General features: G+C 54.0%; 10 protein-coding genes and 2 tRNA genes. 8 read left to right on the top strand and 4 right to left on the bottom strand.

What is annotated here, in order from left to right; genetic code table 11:
* Positions 1-16: 16 nt before the first annotated feature.
* The 3 genes from BM477_RS01765 to BM477_RS01755 all read right to left on the bottom strand — a co-directional run bounded on the left by BM477_RS01765 (position 17) and on the right by BM477_RS01755 (position 851).
* Positions 17-541 (bottom strand): hypothetical protein, encoded by a 525-nt coding sequence (locus tag BM477_RS01765; protein WP_075360968.1) that lies wholly within the window; start codon positions 539-541, stop codon positions 17-19.
* A 144-nt stretch (positions 542-685) separates the two neighbouring features.
* Positions 686-758: transfer RNA gene (locus BM477_RS01760), tRNA-Lys, on the bottom strand.
* 20 nt (positions 759-778) lie between these two features.
* A tRNA-Lys gene (locus BM477_RS01755) sits at positions 779-851 on the bottom strand.
* A 158-nt stretch (positions 852-1009) separates the two neighbouring features.
* Between BM477_RS01755 and BM477_RS01750 the strand changes: the two genes are divergently transcribed.
* Positions 1010-1813, top strand: a complete 804-nt coding sequence (locus BM477_RS01750) for a vitamin K epoxide reductase family protein (RefSeq protein ID WP_075360967.1) — start codon at positions 1010-1012, stop codon at positions 1811-1813.
* 74 nt (positions 1814-1887) lie between these two features.
* On the opposite strand, the gene BM477_RS01745 is transcribed toward BM477_RS01750, so the two are convergent.
* Complete coding sequence (locus BM477_RS01745; RefSeq protein ID WP_075360966.1) at positions 1888-2307, bottom strand: HIT family protein; 420 nt, start codon at positions 2305-2307, stop codon at positions 1888-1890.
* An 84-nt stretch (positions 2308-2391) separates the two neighbouring features.
* Between BM477_RS01745 and leuS the strand changes: the two genes are divergently transcribed.
* The 7 genes from leuS (at position 2392) to smc (ending at position 16344) form a co-directional block, all read left to right on the top strand.
* Positions 2392-5256, top strand: coding sequence for a leucine--tRNA ligase (gene leuS / locus BM477_RS01740; protein WP_075360965.1), 2865 nt, complete (start codon positions 2392-2394; stop codon positions 5254-5256).
* A 93-nt stretch (positions 5257-5349) separates the two neighbouring features.
* Entirely contained in the window at positions 5350-6279 is a 930-nt protein-coding gene (locus tag BM477_RS01735) for an aldose 1-epimerase (RefSeq protein WP_075360964.1), read from the top strand.
* A complete protein-coding gene (locus BM477_RS01730) occupies positions 6279-6959 on the top strand; it encodes a SanA/YdcF family protein (RefSeq protein WP_075360963.1) in 681 nt (226 codons plus the stop codon). The genes BM477_RS01735 and BM477_RS01730 overlap by 1 nt, the downstream gene beginning before the upstream one ends.
* Before the next feature lie 278 nt (positions 6960-7237).
* Entirely contained in the window at positions 7238-10567 is a 3330-nt protein-coding gene (ileS, locus tag BM477_RS01725; protein WP_075360962.1) for an isoleucine--tRNA ligase, read from the top strand.
* Positions 10560-11924, top strand: a complete 1365-nt coding sequence (locus BM477_RS01720; RefSeq protein WP_075360961.1) for a bifunctional folylpolyglutamate synthase/dihydrofolate synthase — start codon at positions 10560-10562, stop codon at positions 11922-11924. Before ileS ends, BM477_RS01720 begins: the two co-directional genes overlap by 8 nt.
* 19 nt (positions 11925-11943) lie before the next feature.
* The gene (locus BM477_RS01715; protein WP_075360960.1) at positions 11944-12699 is read left to right on the top strand and encodes a CDP-alcohol phosphatidyltransferase family protein; all 756 of its coding nucleotides are present in this window, start codon (positions 11944-11946) and stop codon (positions 12697-12699) included.
* Positions 12700-12759: 60 nt separating this feature from the next.
* Positions 12760-16344, top strand: coding sequence for a chromosome segregation protein SMC (smc, locus tag BM477_RS01710; protein WP_075360959.1), 3585 nt, complete (start codon positions 12760-12762; stop codon positions 16342-16344).
* Positions 16345-16351: the final 7 nt, after the last annotated feature.

Here is a 16351-nt window from a genome sequence, read left to right as displayed (position 1 = left end):
CTGGTCTTTTGGGCGTCTAATCACGCTTTTGTCGCGCGCGAATCTGAGAGTGAGCATATTGGCGTGCCAGGGTAGTCGCGCAGCTAATGTCTCGCTTTTCGATGAGCCACTGCGCAGGAGTCAATCCGTTTAGCTGTTTAGCTGGCTTAATGTACCACATTGCCTGATCCATGCGTGGTAAATCTCGCATAATTATGAGGGTTTCATGAACCCCATCAATAGAGCGATGGTCCTCCTGTAGCTGCCAAGTGGGGAAGTGCCAAGTGTGTTTGGCATCTTGCACCGCGACGACACGGAACTCTTTTACAGCTTTGTGCACTGCTTGCCGAGAAATCTGCCACCATTTTGCAAGTACAGATGTCGTGCAAGTTGGGCCTATCACGTCATCAAGCGAATTCTTGTCCCTGAGTACGGTCACGGCTAATCGGGCTGCCTCCGTAATCGAGTCTGGCCTAATTTCGTCGGGACGGCAGCTTGCCATGCGATCGGCAATCGCATCTAGCAGTCCTCTTTCGGTTTGAGTCAAACGACGGCGAGCCATTACCCCTCCCTTCATATGGCATCCAAAATTGAATCCTATGAATGAATATATACCTAATGTTGGTTGAATATGCGGTAAATGGGAGGCGTATTCAATACAATATAGTATTGAGTTTGTCGGTGTGCGAATTTTGGGTACAAAAAGTGCGCCGTGAGGGAATCGAACCCCCAACCCGCTGATTAAGAGTCAGCTGCTCTGCCAATTGAGCTAACGGCGCTGGGCTCCAAAGTGGAGCAGTGCGCCGTGAGGGAATCGAACCCCCAACCCGCTGATTAAGAGTCAGCTGCTCTGCCAATTGAGCTAACGGCGCTGGATTCAAGAAGCTTAAGTTTCTCGACATGGAAACTTTACAGTGCTGTCGCTCTGAGTTCAAATCGGTAACCCGCTATATGGTGGGTGCCACATTTTAGCACGGGGGATTGGTGGCTAACAGGGTACACTTAAGCTGTATATAAGAGGAGGGGCAGTATGGCCGAAGATAATGATTTTTATTCTGCTAGTCCGAATCGGAGCGAGCCTGCTCCTGAGCTAGCTATCGCACCAGAAGAATCCGATGAGCAGATGGACACATCCCTTGGGGAAACTACAGCGGAGGATAATGAACCGGCAGAAGAGACTACGGTCTTAGGCGGAATAACCGACCAAGAATTCGCCGCAGAAGCTAAGCGGCGCACTGATCCTTCTGAGAAAGAAACTGCAGGTGGGCTCGATGCCATCCCAGCTTGGTTAATGGTTTTATTCTCTGCTCTTGGTTTAACCGCTTCAGTAGCACTGGTGTTAGCAACCATTGAACACGCGAAGAATCCTGAGGCGCAGCTTTCTTGTGACCTGAATGCTTATGTTTCCTGCGGAGCGTCATTGTCCTCATGGAAGTCAGAAGTGTTCTTTGGATTCCCCAACGCATTGCTGGGTACAGTTGCTTTCGCCGCTTTGTTGACAGTCAGCGTCCTCCTCGTCTCCAATGTGAAACTGCCACGCTGGTTCTGGATGGCGATGACCGTAGCCAGCACACTGGCTTTGCTATTCGTCTATTGGTTCGCTTGGCAGTCAGCTTTCAGCATGCAAAAGCTGTGCCCCTGGTGCATGGTGATTTGGTTCTCCATGATTGCCCTCTTCATCATCATCGTCGGGAGGGCAAGCCGCGCCCAAATCCCCGGCTTAGGCTGGCTGGGACGGGTAATGGTCCGTGACTGGTGGGGCTTCTCCGCAGTCATGTATGGTCTGCTGGTTCTAATCGTAATCTTGGGGCTAGGGTCTAAGCTCTTTAGCTAAATCAATCTGCCTAGATGCATAGTGGCGCCGAGGGAACTGAATCTTCCTCGGCGCCACAAATGCGTTAGCTAGCCTTATAGTCGAGCTTCCTGGTAACCATCTTCTAGTAAAGCGTGGCGCAACTTTTCGCCAGCATGCAGAATTTGCTCGGGATTAGTCGGAATCTTGTGCGTCGGATCTAATTCTTTTTCGCTATTGATTGGAATCAAATGTAAATGCGTATGCGGCACGCCGTAGCCTGCAATCACCAAACCCACCCGAGTGCAATCAAAAACTCGGTCCGCAGTTTTCGAAATCTTTTGCGCCACCATCATCAAATGTGCTGACTGCTCAAAAGGAACATCGAAGAAATGGTCAACTGCGTCGCGCGGCACCACCAAGCAATGCCCCTCAGCCATCGGATTGACATCCATAAAAGCTACGCAGATCTCATCCTGCCAAACAAAAGTTGCGGGAATCTCACCGGCAATGATCTTTTCAAAAATTGTGCTCATAACACCATTATCTTCCTTTAACCTACCGGGGTCTAGTGCGCTAAACTATCCAAGAGTACTTTCTCGCACTTAGATAGAGGAAACATGACTGAGACAACGGCAAATGAGCTGCACCGCTATGATGCAACGCTAGCAGGACAAATCGAAGCTAAATGGCAGAAGAACTGGGAGCGGCTTGGTAGCTTCCATGCAGATAACCCTGTCGGAGATTTGCAGGGCCCGCAGTCAGAAAAGAAGCCGTACTTCATTCTTGACATGTTCCCTTACCCCTCCGGTAAAGGTCTGCACGTGGGACACCCCCTCGGCTACATTGCTACAGACGTAATTGGCCGCTACCACCGGATGCAAGGCTATAACGTGCTCCACACTATGTCTTATGATGCTTTTGGTCTGCCCGCGGAACAGTATGCGGTCCAGACCGGTCAGCACCCGCGTATCACGACCGAAGAAAATATTGCCAATATGGAGCGCCAGCTGCGCCGGATTGGTTTGGGTCATGACCGCCGCCGCACCTTCGCGACCACGGATACTGACTATGTGCGCTGGACCCAGTGGATTTTCTTGCAGGTCTACAACTCATGGTATGACACGGAGGCTCCCGCCCGTGATGGCCGTGGCACTGGGCGAGCCCGTCCCATCAGTGAACTGGCTGAAGAATATGCTACCGGACAACGCGCCCTCCCCGACGGTCGGAAGTGGGCTGAGCTGAGTAGCCTTGAACAGCATGAGGTGCTAGATAATCACCGCTTGGCCTATATTTCTGAGGCTGCTGTGAACTGGTGTCCAGGACTGGGAACCGTGCTATCGAATGAAGAAGTTACCACTGATGGTCGCTCAGAACGCGGTAACTATCCGGTCTTCCCGGCAAAGCTGAAGCAGTGGATGATGCGGATTACCGATTACGCTGACCGGCTACTTGCTGACCTCGACACCATTGACTGGCCGGATAAGGTTTCCTCCATGCAGCGTCACTGGATTGGGCGTTCCGAGGGTGCGACGGTGCGTTTTTCCATTGGTGATCGTTTCATCGAGGTCTACACCACCCGCCCCGACACTCTCTTCGGCGCAACCTTCACCGTGGTAGCCCCCGAACATGAGTTGATTAGTGACAGCGAAAATCTGCCGGCGCAATGGCCGGAGGGAACTCGTGCAGAATGGACCGGTGGGTACGCTAACCCGCGTGAGGCTGTTGCCGCCTATCGTGAGCAGGCTGAAGCTAAGTCTGAAACTGACCGTACCGGTGATGAGCGGGAAAAGACTGGCGTGTTTACAGGCCTTTACGCCATCAACCCGGTCACCGAGGGAGAGGTTCCCGTTTTTACGGCGGACTACGTGCTGACCGGTTACGGCACCGGCTCCATTATGGCGGTCCCTGCGCATGATCAGCGTGACTTTGAGTACGCCCAGAAGTTCAACTTAGACATCATCTACACGATGGAAACTCCCGCCGATTTCGACAAGCAAAGCGCTTGGGAAGAAGACGGTCGAGTAGTGAACTCTGCCAATGAAGCAATCGATTTGAACGGTCTGAATAAGACTGAAGCGAAAGCCAAGATGATTGCTTGGCTGGAAGAGGCCGGCGTCGGACATGCCACCACCACCTACCGTTTGCGTGACTGGCTGTTTAGCCGTCAGCGCTACTGGGGTGAGCCTTTCCCCATTGTTTATGATGAGAATGGCGTCACCCATGCGCTCCCCGAGGAGATGCTGCCGGTGGAGCTACCCGAAATGAAGGATTTCAACCCGCGCACTTTCGATCCTGATGACCGCTATTCCAAGCCGGAGCCGCCCCTGGGTCGCGCCGAGGAATGGGTGAATGTGGAGCTGGATTTGGGTGATGGACCCAAGCAGTACCGGCGCGAAACCAATACGATGCCGCAGTGGGCCGGCTCCTGCTGGTATGAGCTACGCTACACGGACCCGAATAATAGCGAAGCTTTCGCCGCTGATGAGAATGAGGCGTACTGGATGGGGCCGCGTTCCGAGGGCGCTTCCGGTGGTGCGGATATGTATGTCGGCGGTGTTGAACATGCCGTGCTCCACCTGCTGTATGCGCGCTTCTGGCACAAGGTACTCTTCGATCTGGGCTTCTTGAACTCATCTGAGCCTTTCCATCGTCTCTTTAATCAGGGCTACGTGCAGGCTTATGCATTCAAGGATGCGCGCGGACAGTATGTTCCCGCGGATGAAATTGAAGGCGATGAGACCGCTGGTTTCACCTACCAGGGGCAGCCGGTCACCCGTGAATACGGCAAGATGGGCAAGTCTTTGAAGAATATTGTCACGCCTGACTATATGTGTGATGAGTATGGTGCTGATACTTTCCGTGTTTATGAGATGAGTATGGGTCCACTGGATATGTCCCGTCCTTGGGACACTCGCGCAGTGGTCGGTTCACAGCGTTTCTTGCAGCGGCTGTGGCGAAATGTGATAGATGAGGAGACCGGCGAGATTACGGTAGTTGATGAGCCGGCTGACCGGGAAACTAAACGTCTAGTGGCTCGAACCATCGCTGAGGTGACCGAAGAATACAACAATCTGCGCGTGAATACCGCGATTGCCAAAATGATTGTGTTGAATAACCATCTGACTGGATTGACTAAGGTGCCACGTGAAGCTGTTGAGCCCCTGCTATTGATGGTTGCTCCGGTGGCTCCGCATATTGCGGAAGAGCTGTGGGCCTTGCTCGGTCACGCAGATTCTTTGGTTCATGAGGACTTCCCTGAAGTTACCGACGCTTCCTTGCTGAAGGCTGATTCGATTACCTGCGTCGTTCAGGTGAATGGAAAGGTTAAAGCTCGAATTGAGGTAGACCCGGATATTTCCGAGGAAGAATTGGGGGAGCAAGCGCTCGCTGCAGGTCCTATTGCGGAGATTTTGGAGGGTAGAGAGCCGGCTCGCATGATTATCCGCGCTCCGAAACTGGTGAACGTGGTGCTTCCAAAATAATTGCCACTTGATAGGGTCGCAACCGTTCTGGGCTTCCTCGGGTTACAATAGGGCAGGGGCAAAGGAGCCTCGCCTATTGATAGGAGGAATTCAATGACGGAAGCGACCCTACCAGATTGGACGATTAGGAGCGGAGTCTATACCGCTCGCGGCTCACGCCGAGGTGCAGTGCTTAACTCGTGGACAATTAGGGACGGACACCATTCCCATCATCTGATTGATGGGTACTCCGATGTTGCTCACCTGAACACCTTGGATGGTTGTAGGAGCGCTCTGTTGGTGCCATGGTCGAATCGTATCCAAGATGCCCGTTACAGCTTCGACGGCGTTGAGTACGATTTCGGCCCCGATGAGTACGGGATGCGCTCTGCGCTACATGGCTTAGCCTATATGCGTGACTGGGAGATTTTGCATTTCACTGATTCTAGTGTCACCTTGGCTATCACTGTAGGCGGAATAGATGCCTACCCTTTCCGGATTGCTTTAAAGGTAACTTACCGTTTGGACGGTCCTAACCTGTTCATGGAGATGGAAGCTACCAACCAGGGTGAGAAGGCCGCACCGGTCGGTATGGGCTGGCATCCGTATTTCGCACACGAGGGAGACTGGACGGTTACGCTCCCGGCTCGACAGAAGGTACTGGTGGATGAGCAATTGAATCCTCTGCCTGAACCTTTTGTGGAAGTTGAAGAGCCAGTGGTCCTACATTCTGCAGAGAATGTTGATACAGCCTATACGGCGCTTTCTAGCAACACCGCAAAGATCAATAACGGCACCTACGATATTGAAATGACTTACACCGGACTACGTCAACAGGCAGGTGTCGGTGTATTCCATGTCTACACCGGTGAGGGAATGAGCGTTCGCCCGGGCCAATCAGTAGCGGTAGAGCCCTGCGAGTTTATCGCTGACGCTTACAATCGTCCAGAACTGGCAGAAGCTCTGCGTCTGGAGCCTGCCCATTCACGTATGTTCACAGTGCAACTGACGGTCTCTGCGCCCAGCGGCGAGGTAGCTCGCTAATGAAGCATTGGTTGCGAGCGGTGGCTGGTTTTCTTGCTACCGCCCTAGGTCTGGCGCTGGTCGGAGGACTGGTCATGAACTGGATAGTTAAATCCAGTTGCGGCGATAAATGCTACGAGCTAGCAGAGTTCTCTCCAGCGCCAGATGCGCAGGCCATTATGGTTTTGGGTGCTGCGGTATATCCAGGACCGCGCCCCAGCCCGATGCTCCAGCAGCGTTTAGATACTGCCATTGCTGTGTGGAAAATGAATCCTGAGCTACCCATTATTATGAGTGGTGATGCCAATGGGGGAAGCGGTAATGAAACGGAGGTGATGGCTCGTTATGCGGTCTCAGCAGGCGTCCCTAAGGCACGTATTTTCATTGATGGCAAGGGCGTTTCTACCTACTATTCGCTGGCCCGTGCGGTAAATACCTTTAAGGCCACCAATTTGATAGTGGTGACTCAGGATTACCATCTGCCCCGAGCTCTGTATTTGGCGCAAAGCTTAAGAGTGGATGCGGTTGGAGTGATTTCACCTGGCCGTGAAGAAGGGCAACTTGGACGCGATATCAGAGAAGTGGGGGCCCGGGTAAAAGCCTGGATTTATGCGCAAATTCAGCCTCAATCTGAAGCCGATGGGCCTTATGATTTGCGTGGCGACGGGCAGGTTACCGCGCCGGCATCTACTTACCGCTGAGTAGAGGTCTTTAATCTCACTTATTTTGCGCTTGGAATGTGGGTAACTCGACTGTATACTGGCGTGGCAATGAACCGGCCCCAAGTATTGGGATATCACCGGGGAGCATCCGGAAGAACCGGGCGTTTTCGCCCCTATTAGAACCGGACGGGTAAGCCCGAGATAGCTGTCAATGAGAGGTAGAAGGGAATCCTTCTGCAAGCGGGGTGGTACCGCGGTAGCTCACGAAGTGAGTCGCCGTCCTCGACCAGGAAATGGACGAGTATGGAGAAACCTGAATGACCCCCCAAAACTCCGCTAATGTAAACGCTTTTGGCTACCCCTTGCATCGTGATGGTGGAATCGAGATTTCTCCTTCCTTCCCGCAAATGGAGGAAGCTACCTTGGCCTACTGGGAGGCCGATAAAACTTTCCAGGCCTCTATCGATCAGCGCCCAGCAGGTGAAAACGGAGACAATGAGTTCATCTTCTACGATGGCCCTCCGTTTGCTAATGGTCTGCCCCACTACGGCCACCTCCTTACCGGCTACGTTAAAGACCTCGTAGGCCGCTACCAAACCATGCGCGGACACCGCGTAGAGCGCCGTTTTGGCTGGGATACCCATGGTCTTCCTGCGGAGTTGGAAGCAGAGCGCATCCTCGGCATTTCCGGTAAAGACGCTATTGACGGTGAAGGCGGCATCGGCATCGAAAAGTTCAACGAGGTTTGTCGCTCATCCGTGCTTCAGTTCACTGATGAATGGCAGGACTATATCAACCGACAGGCACGGTGGGTTGACTTCGACAATGATTACAAGACCCTTGACCCTACTTTCATGGAATCAGTCATCTGGGCTTTCAAGCAGCTCTACGACAAGGGCTTGGCCTACCAGGGTTACCGCGTCCTGCCATACTGCTGGAACGACCAGACCCCGCTATCGAACCACGAACTGAAGATGGATGATGAGGTCTATCAAGACCGTCAAGATAATACGGTGACCGTTGCCGTCCGCATGCTTTCAGAAGACGGGCTGCCTAGCGAATGGGCACTAATCTGGACGACCACTCCGTGGACCTTGCCCTCCAATATGGCTATCGCCGTCAACCCCAGTTTCACCTACGTCACCGTGCGTCCTTCCGAGGGCGTGCTTGCTGGTGAAAGCGTTATCGTGGCGAAGGAGCTCTTGGGCGCCTACACGAAGGAACTGGGGGAGGCCCCCGAGGTGCTACGTGAATACGCCGGCTCTGAGCTGGTTGGGCGCACCTACTACCCGATGTTCGATTTCTTCGTAGAGCGCCTCTTGAACAATCTTGGCTACGCCAGCTTGGATGAGCGTGGTGCCCGTGTTGATGCGAATAAGCACGAGGATGAGGCTGTCTGGTCAGTGCTCGCTGCTGACTTCGTGACTTCCGATTCTGGTACCGGTTTGGTGCATATGGCTCCTGCCTTTGGTGAAGACGATATGAACGTCTGCGCTGCGGCAGGTATCCGCGATGTATTCATGCCCGTCGATGACGGTGGTATCCTCACCGCAGAAGTACCCGAATATGAAGGTCAGCATATCTTCGACGCGAACAAGCCGATCACTCATGACTTGCGTGACAGCACCGGCCCGCTAGCCCGCATCCCTGAGTCGCAGCGTCCGGTTTTGGTTCAGCAGAAGTCCTACGTGCACTCATACCCGCACTGTTGGCGCTGTCGTAAGCCGCTCATCTACCGGGCAGTGTCCTCTTGGTTCGTAGCAGTAACTAAGATCCGTGATCGCATGGTGGAACTAAACCAGAAGATCACTTGGACGCCTGAGCATCTGCGTGATGGTCAGTTCGGCAAATGGCTGGAAGGTGCCCGCGACTGGTCGATTAGTCGTAACCGTTTCTGGGGCGCCCCCATCCCGGTATGGGTTTCTGACAATCCGGAATACCCGCGCACCGACGTGTACGGTTCCTTCGCTGAGCTTGAACGTGACTTCGGCGTAGAGGTTAAGGACCTGCACCGTCCTTTCATTGACACCCTAGTTCGCCCTAACCCGGACGATCCGACCGGTCAGTCTATGATGCGCCGCATCCCTGATGTTTTGGACTGCTGGTTCGAATCAGGCTCCATGCCTTTCGCGCAGGTTCATTACCCCTTCGAGAATGTCGAATGGTTTGAAAGCCATTACCCGGGCGACTTCATTGTGGAGTACATTGGGCAGACACGTGGCTGGTTCTACACTCTGCACGTGTTGGCTACCGCCCTCTTTGACTGCCAGGCTTTCAGTAGCTGTGTTTCTCACGGTATCGTGCTGGGTGATGATGGACGTAAGATGAGCAAGTCTTTGCGGAACTATCCTGACGTTCAGGAAGTGTTCAACAAGTACGGCTCCGACGCGATGCGCTGGTTCTTGATGTCTTCTCCGGTGGTTCGCGGCGGAAACCTAGTCGTGCATGAGGATGGTATTCGTGACACAGTGCGTCACGTGCTCCTGCCGCTTTGGAACACCTACTACTTCTTCAGCCTGTACGCACAGACCTGCTCTCAGGGCGCCGGCTACCAGGCTCGGCTGCTAGATCTCGATGATCCGCATGTTTTGGACGGCTTGACGGTGATGGATCGCTACGTGATTTCGCGGACTAAAGAACTGGCTGACACCGTTCGGGAACAGCTTGACCTTTACGCCATCACTGACGCGACTGATGCAATCCGTGACTATGTGGATCTCCTAACCAACTGGTATGTGCGTACTTCCCGTGAGCGTTTCTGGAATGAAGACCACGACGCCTTCAACACCTTGTACACGGCGCTGGAGGTGTTCACGCGCGTGGCCGCTCCTTTGCTGCCGTTGCTGAGTGAAGAAATTTGGCGTGGACTTACCGGTGGACGCTCTGTTCACCTGACTGACTGGCCGATGCTCCCGGAAACTGCTTTCGATGCTGAACTGGTAGCCTCCATGGATGAGGTTCGTAACGTTGTCTCCGCAGCTCATGGTTTGCGTAAGGCCAATCAGTTGCGTGTGCGCCAGCCACTGCGCAAACTCACCCTCGTCACCACGCAGGGTGGGGTTGAGCGTTTCGCTGATTTGATTGCCGGTGAGGTAAATGTGAAGGAAGTAGAGTTCAAGGAGCCGCAGGCCTCTGGTTACCGAGTTGAGCAGCAGCTCACCTTGAACCCGCGCGAGTTTGATCCGTCTTTCCGTCGTTTCACCTCACAGCTTTTCGGGGCTCAGAAGTCAGGGCAGTGGGAAGTTAATGGCGACGAGGTTGTCTTTGGTGGCGTCCTAGTCGGGGGAGAGCCCGTGCGACTGCATGAGGGTCAGTTCGAGCTTTCTATTAAGGTCAGTGCGAACGAGGGCGAGGTTGCTACCGTCTTAGACTCCGGTGCATTCGTTGTTCTCGACACGGAGCTTGATGACGCCCTCGAAGCGGAAGGCTACGCCCGTGACATCGTGCGCGCTATTCAAGATGAGCGTAAAGCGCGCGACCTGTACGTCTCTGACCGTGTCAAGGTAAAACTGACCGTCCCGGCTGAGCGCGTGAGCGCGGTAGAAACCTATGCCGACATGATTAAACATGACACTTTGACTGTGGAACTTGAGGTTCAGGCAGCCGAGGGTCCCGTCACAGTTGAGGTAGAAAAAGTTAGTGACTGATACAGACGCCTTAGAGCAAGAGTATCTTCCCCAGGTAGCCCAGATTGAAAAACTAATCAATACGCGGGCTCCTGAGCATCGGGTCCAGCCTGACCTGAAAAGAGTCAGGCTGGCCCTAGAGCTGATGGGGAACCCGCAGCAATCCTATCCGGCTGTCCATTTGACCGGAACAAACGGTAAGACTTCCACTTCTCGGATGATTGATAGTCTGCTATCCACGTTAGGATTGCGAACCGGACGCTTCACCTCGCCTCATTTATTTGATGTGCGTGAGCGAATCAGCCTAGATGGGGAAATGATTAGCGCCGCCGATTTTGTGCAGGCTTGGGAGGACTGTGAGCCTTTCGTCCAGATGGCTGACGAGCAGTCTCAGGCTGAGGGTGGGCCGCGCCTAAGCTTCTTTGAGCTGTACACCCTGATGGCATACCAAGCATTTGCCAGCAGCCCGGTGGATGTTGCAGTTGTGGAAGTCGGGATGGGCGGCCGCTGGGATGCGACGAACGTAATCGATGCCGCAACTGCTGTGATTACGCCCATCAGCTACGATCACGAGCGCTGGTTAGGTGCCGATTTAGAGACGATTGCCGAAACCAAGAGCGGCATTATTAAGCCTGGCGCTACCGTGATTGTGGGGCAGCAGCCTCCTGAAGTAATGAAAGTGCTACATCAAGAAGCCGCCAAACAGGACGCGATCTTGCGTGTCTGGGGTGAAGATTTCGAAGTGATTGACCGACAGATTGGAGTCGGTGGGCAGATTCTGTCAATTCGTACTCCAGCGGCAGTCTATGAAGATATCGTGGTGCCCTTATTCGGTGAGCACCAAGCCATGAACGCAGCAATGGCTTTGTGCGCGGCGGAAGCTTTCCGAGGCGGTCTCTCTCTGCCCGCAGATGTGGTGGAAGCTGCTTTTGGTCAGGTGCAAAGTCCGGGACGCTTAGAGATTGTCAAATCATCACCGACCGTTTTAGTGGATGCCGCACATAATCCGGCTGGTGCTCAGGCGTTGCGTGAAGCATTGCAGGAATCCTTTGGTTTTGAACGGATTTATGGTGTGTTCTCGGCAATGGCGGATAAGAACGTGGAAGCTGTTTTGGCTGAGATGGAACCTGTCTTGGAAGAGATTGTGGTGACTGATATGCCATCTTCGCGCGCTCTTGATCTTGACTCTTTGCGTGAGATAGCCGAGGATGTTTTCGGCCCTGATCGGGTGTATGCGGTGTCTGGTACCGCTGAAGCCTTAGACAAGGCAGTGGAACTGAGCCAAGATACGCAGTCGGCTTTGACCGCCAACGGAATCGTGGCGTTTGGGTCGGTAGTTTTGGCCGGGCAAGCCCGTCATGCGTGCGGTTTAAGCTAGAGACAGTTAAAGTATGAGCATGAGCGAATCAAAACAGAAGCAGTTCACCACAGCCCAGTACATTAAGGCTTGGGGAGTCCACGCTTTCACCATGACCGGTGTGTTGTGGGCAATTCTTGCCTTGACCAGTCTGATTGAAGGCCGGATTGGCTGGATGTGGATTTGGTTGTCCGTAGCGTTGATCGTTGATGCGGTCGATGGAACTATGGCACGTAAAGCCAGAGTTTCTGAAGTAGTGCCCTGGTTTGATGGCGTCATTTTGGACGATATCGTCGACTACCTGACATGGACCTTTATTCCGGCACTTTTCATGATGCGCTACATTCCTTTTGGCTCACGCAATCTAGCTGTGGTGATGACAGTGTTCATTGCCGCCTCATCCATGTTCTGCTACGCCAATAAAGGGATGAAAGCGAAGGATTATTACTTTGTGGGATTCCCTGCCGCTTGGAATATCGTGGCAGCGTACTTCTGGATTCTAGGTACCCCTGCTTGGTTCAATGTGGTGGCCAGCCTGTTGATTGGCGCCCTCACTTTGAGTCGGCTTACTTTCGTACATCCATTACGGGTACGTGCCATGATGCCGATCAATATTGTGGTCACAGTGGTGTGGATTGTGATGACTGGACTGTTGCTGGGCTGGCATCCGGTACACCCGACTTGGGTGCTGGTTTTGTGGTGGATTTCCGGTATTTACTTTATTGGAATTGGCATTTTACGCACCGCTATTGGCCGGGTTCGGATGGCCCGTTTAGCTTCCCTTGAGGAAGAATAGCCAGTCTTAGCAGGCGCAAACTGCGGCTATTTTGGTTGACATTTAGTTAAGCTATTAACCATGTATCTCAAAACGTTGACCTTGCGTGGATTCAAATCATTTGCATCCACTACCACGTTGCGTTTTGAACCAGGCATCACCGCAGTAGTCGGTCCGAACGGAAGCGGTAAGTCTAACGTCGTTGACGCCCTCACCTGGGTGATGGGGGAGCAGGGTGCGAAGAGTCTGCGCGGCGCTAAAATGGCTGACGTTATCTTTGCCGGTACTGCCCTAAAACCTGCGCTGGGCAGAGCAGAAGTATCCCTGACTATTGACAATTCAGATGGTGTCCTGCCCATCGACTACACCGAGGTTACTATCACTCGTACCATGTTTCGCGGAGGCGGATCTGAGTACGCTATCAACGGCACTCCAGCCCGGCTACTAGATATTCAAGAGCTCCTTTCCGATACCGGCATGGGGAAGCAGATGCATGTAATTGTCGGTCAAGGACAACTTGACGCAATCTTGTCTGCAACTCCGGTTGAACGCCGTGGCTTTATTGAAGAATCTGCTGGTATCTTGAAGCATCGCCGGCGTAAAGAACGTGCTCTACGCAAACTTGAATCCATGTCGGATAAAGCGGCACGAGTGCAAGATTTAGCCAGTGAACTAAAACGGCAGCTAGGGCCCCTGGCCCGACAGGCCAAAGCGGCGAGACGCGCCGCCGGTATCCAAGCGCAGCTGACCGACGCCCGGTCGCGTTTAGTGGCTGCAGATCTAGCAGTTTGGCAGGCTAAGCTCAACACCCATAGTAGCGACGTGGAAGAACTCAAGACTGCCAGAGCCGCCCTTTTAGAGGAACTTGGACTGGCTAAACAAAACTTGCGTGAAGCAGAGCAGGCCGCTAATCGTACCAGAGCCAAGTTCGATGCTGCCGTAAGAGCAGCAGCTGACTTGGGTGGCGTTCTCGAAAGAACTAAGTCCCTGCTGGCACTTGCTCAAGAGCGTGAGCGTAACCTTTCGCAAGCTGAGGAAACGCCACGTACTGATCCGAAGGTACTGGACGAAAAAGCTCAAGCGGCCAAAGCCTTGGAGGATGAACTGTCTGAAACCACGGATAGGGCACGACTCAAACTGACTGAAATCGTTACTAAACGTGCTGAACTTGATGCTGCGGAAGCAGCCGCCGCGAACGAATTTGCGCGCCTCTCCACCCTGCGCTCACAGCTGCGAGAGCAACGTGCCCGCCTTGAAGGCGATATTGCGCAAGCTAAATCCCGCTTGGAGTCGGCAGAGAATCTCAAGACCCGAGCGCAGCGCGAACTGGCGGAAGCTCAGGAGCGCTTCGCTATCGCCCAGAAAGCTGTGCAAAACTATCAACCAGTGCAGATTATGGCGCAAGGTGAAGCGGTTAAAAGCCACGATGAAGCCATTGCCAGGCGTGATCGTGCCCGTCAAGAGCTTGATGATCTCTTGGCGCAAGAACGTGAAGTCCGGAACCAAGCTTCCCACTGGCAAGCCCGAGCTGAAGCGCTTAGCCAAGCAACCGTCCCAGATGATGTCACAGCTGAGCTCCTAAAACATGAGCAGGTTACTGGACAGCTCTCTAAGCTTTTCACCGTCACTAAAGGGTGGGAGGGAGCAATCGCCGCCGCCTTGCAGCCTTTCACCGATGCTGGCGTGACTACGAATGCTCAAGCAGCGCAGACCGTAATGGCCTCATTCAACGGGGCAGCCAGGCTACTATTTGGTGCCGCTGAGAGTGACGCGGAGCGAATGATTGACGAAGCTGCTCCCGCGCCCTCGGCCCCCTTTACCTGGGCACTGCACCTGGTTTCAACGCAAGACCCCGAGAGTGCCCAAATCTTGCAGCAAAGTTTGCAAGGAATTGCGGTCGCCGAGGATGACTCGCAAGCCCGCGAACTGTTGGATAAATACCCGCAGGTACACAAGGTGGTGACCAGTAAAGGTAGCGTGCATACTCGCTGGTCGATACAGCAAGCAGGTGAAGACAGTTCGAACGTGCTGGCCCTGCGAGCTGAATATGAGAGCGCCCAAAAAGAAGCCGCCCTAGCACAGCAACAAGCCAGCAATTTAGGCGCGCAACTAGAGCAAGCCAGGCAGAGCCTAGACCAGTCGATTCGGGAAGCCAACTTGGCGATCAAGGCCTTACGCGCGGCTGACGCAAAAGCAGCAGAAGCCGCGGCTCAGCGATCCCAGCTGGAAACCGCTGAACGCATGGCCCAAGCCGAGTGTGAGCGCGCCGAAGCTGCAACTAAGCGCGCCGAAGCAGAGGCCACCTTACGTCAAGAACAACTGGCAGAGGCGCAAGCCCGTCAGGGTGAAAAGCAAAACCAGCAGTCCGAACCAGATGTGGAAGAGGCCCGCGCCGCGATGGAGGCGGCCTCCCAGGCGGCGCGTCAAATCAGGGAAGAGGAGACTGAGATTAAACTGCAGCTGGCCACCACGCAAGAACGACTAGCTGCGGCTCAAGGGCGTACTCGTTCCCTGCTGAGCGCGGCGGAAAGAGAACGCAGTGAGCTGGCCCGCAGAGCGTTACTTGAGAAGAAAAGGACTCGGGCGCTAAGCCATGCTAAAGCGGTCGCCGCACAAACCCAAATTTTGTTGCAAGGTGTCGAGGCAAGCTACCAGCAGGCCGTTACGATTCGTGCAGAAGTATCCCGTCTGCAGCAAGAGCAGGCCGGACAGGTCGGCCGGCTACGTGACCAAATTGAGAACTTCAACCAGAAACTGGGGGAGTTACTGGAAGGCATCCACCGAGATGAGGTAGCTTGTTCCGAAATCAACGCCCAGGTTACGGCTGCTGAACGCTCAGCTAGACTTGAGCTTGGGGTGGAGCCGCTGGCTCTCGTAGCACAATACGGCCCGGAGCAACCGGTGCCAGAATGGCTGTTCAGGGCGCCCGTCATCCCGGACGAGGATGCCGAGGAGGAAACCCCTCCGGCAAGCGCGGAGCAGGATGAAAAGACGGAAACTAGACCGTTTAACGTCGCAGAAGTTGAAGCCGCCTATGAGGCAGCTCAGCGTCGAATGGAGCGATTGGGCAAAGTTAACCCCTTGGCGTTAGAAGAACATCGCGCCCTGAGTGAACGCTACGAATACATTACGACACAGCTAGCTGACCTGCACCAATCACGCAAAGATCTTCTCAAGATTGTTGATGAAGTTGATGACCACGTCCTAAAGGTTTTTGAATCGGCTTTCAACGACACTGCGCAAGCCTTCCAAGAAGTCTTCTCCACACTGTTCCCCGGTGGGCGAGGCCGACTTGTCCTCACTGAACCGGAAGATTTGCTTTCCAGTGGGATTGAGGTCGAAGCGAGACCGGCCGGAAAGAAAGTCTCACGGCTTTCCCTGCTCTCCGGTGGGGAACGCTCCCTTGTCGCGGTAGCAATGCTAATCGCTATTTTTATGGCACGCCCCTCCCCGTTCTATGTAATGGATGAGGTCGAAGCCGCCCTCGACGATACCAATCTGGGTCGCTTGCTGGGAATCTTCAAGCGCCTGAAAGAAAACTCGCAGCTGATTGTGATTACTCACCAAAAACGCACCATGGAAGTTGCAGATGCGCTTTATGGCATCACCATGCGCGACGGCGTCACCAAAGTTGTGTCGCAAAGACTTGAGGAACGCTCTCACTGACGTGCCC

Source organism: Boudabousia marimammalium, from assembly GCF_001936115.1.
Taxonomy (GTDB): Bacteria; Actinomycetota; Actinomycetes; order Actinomycetales; family Actinomycetaceae; genus Boudabousia; species Boudabousia marimammalium.
This window is presented reverse-complemented; position numbering and strand designations above follow the sequence as displayed.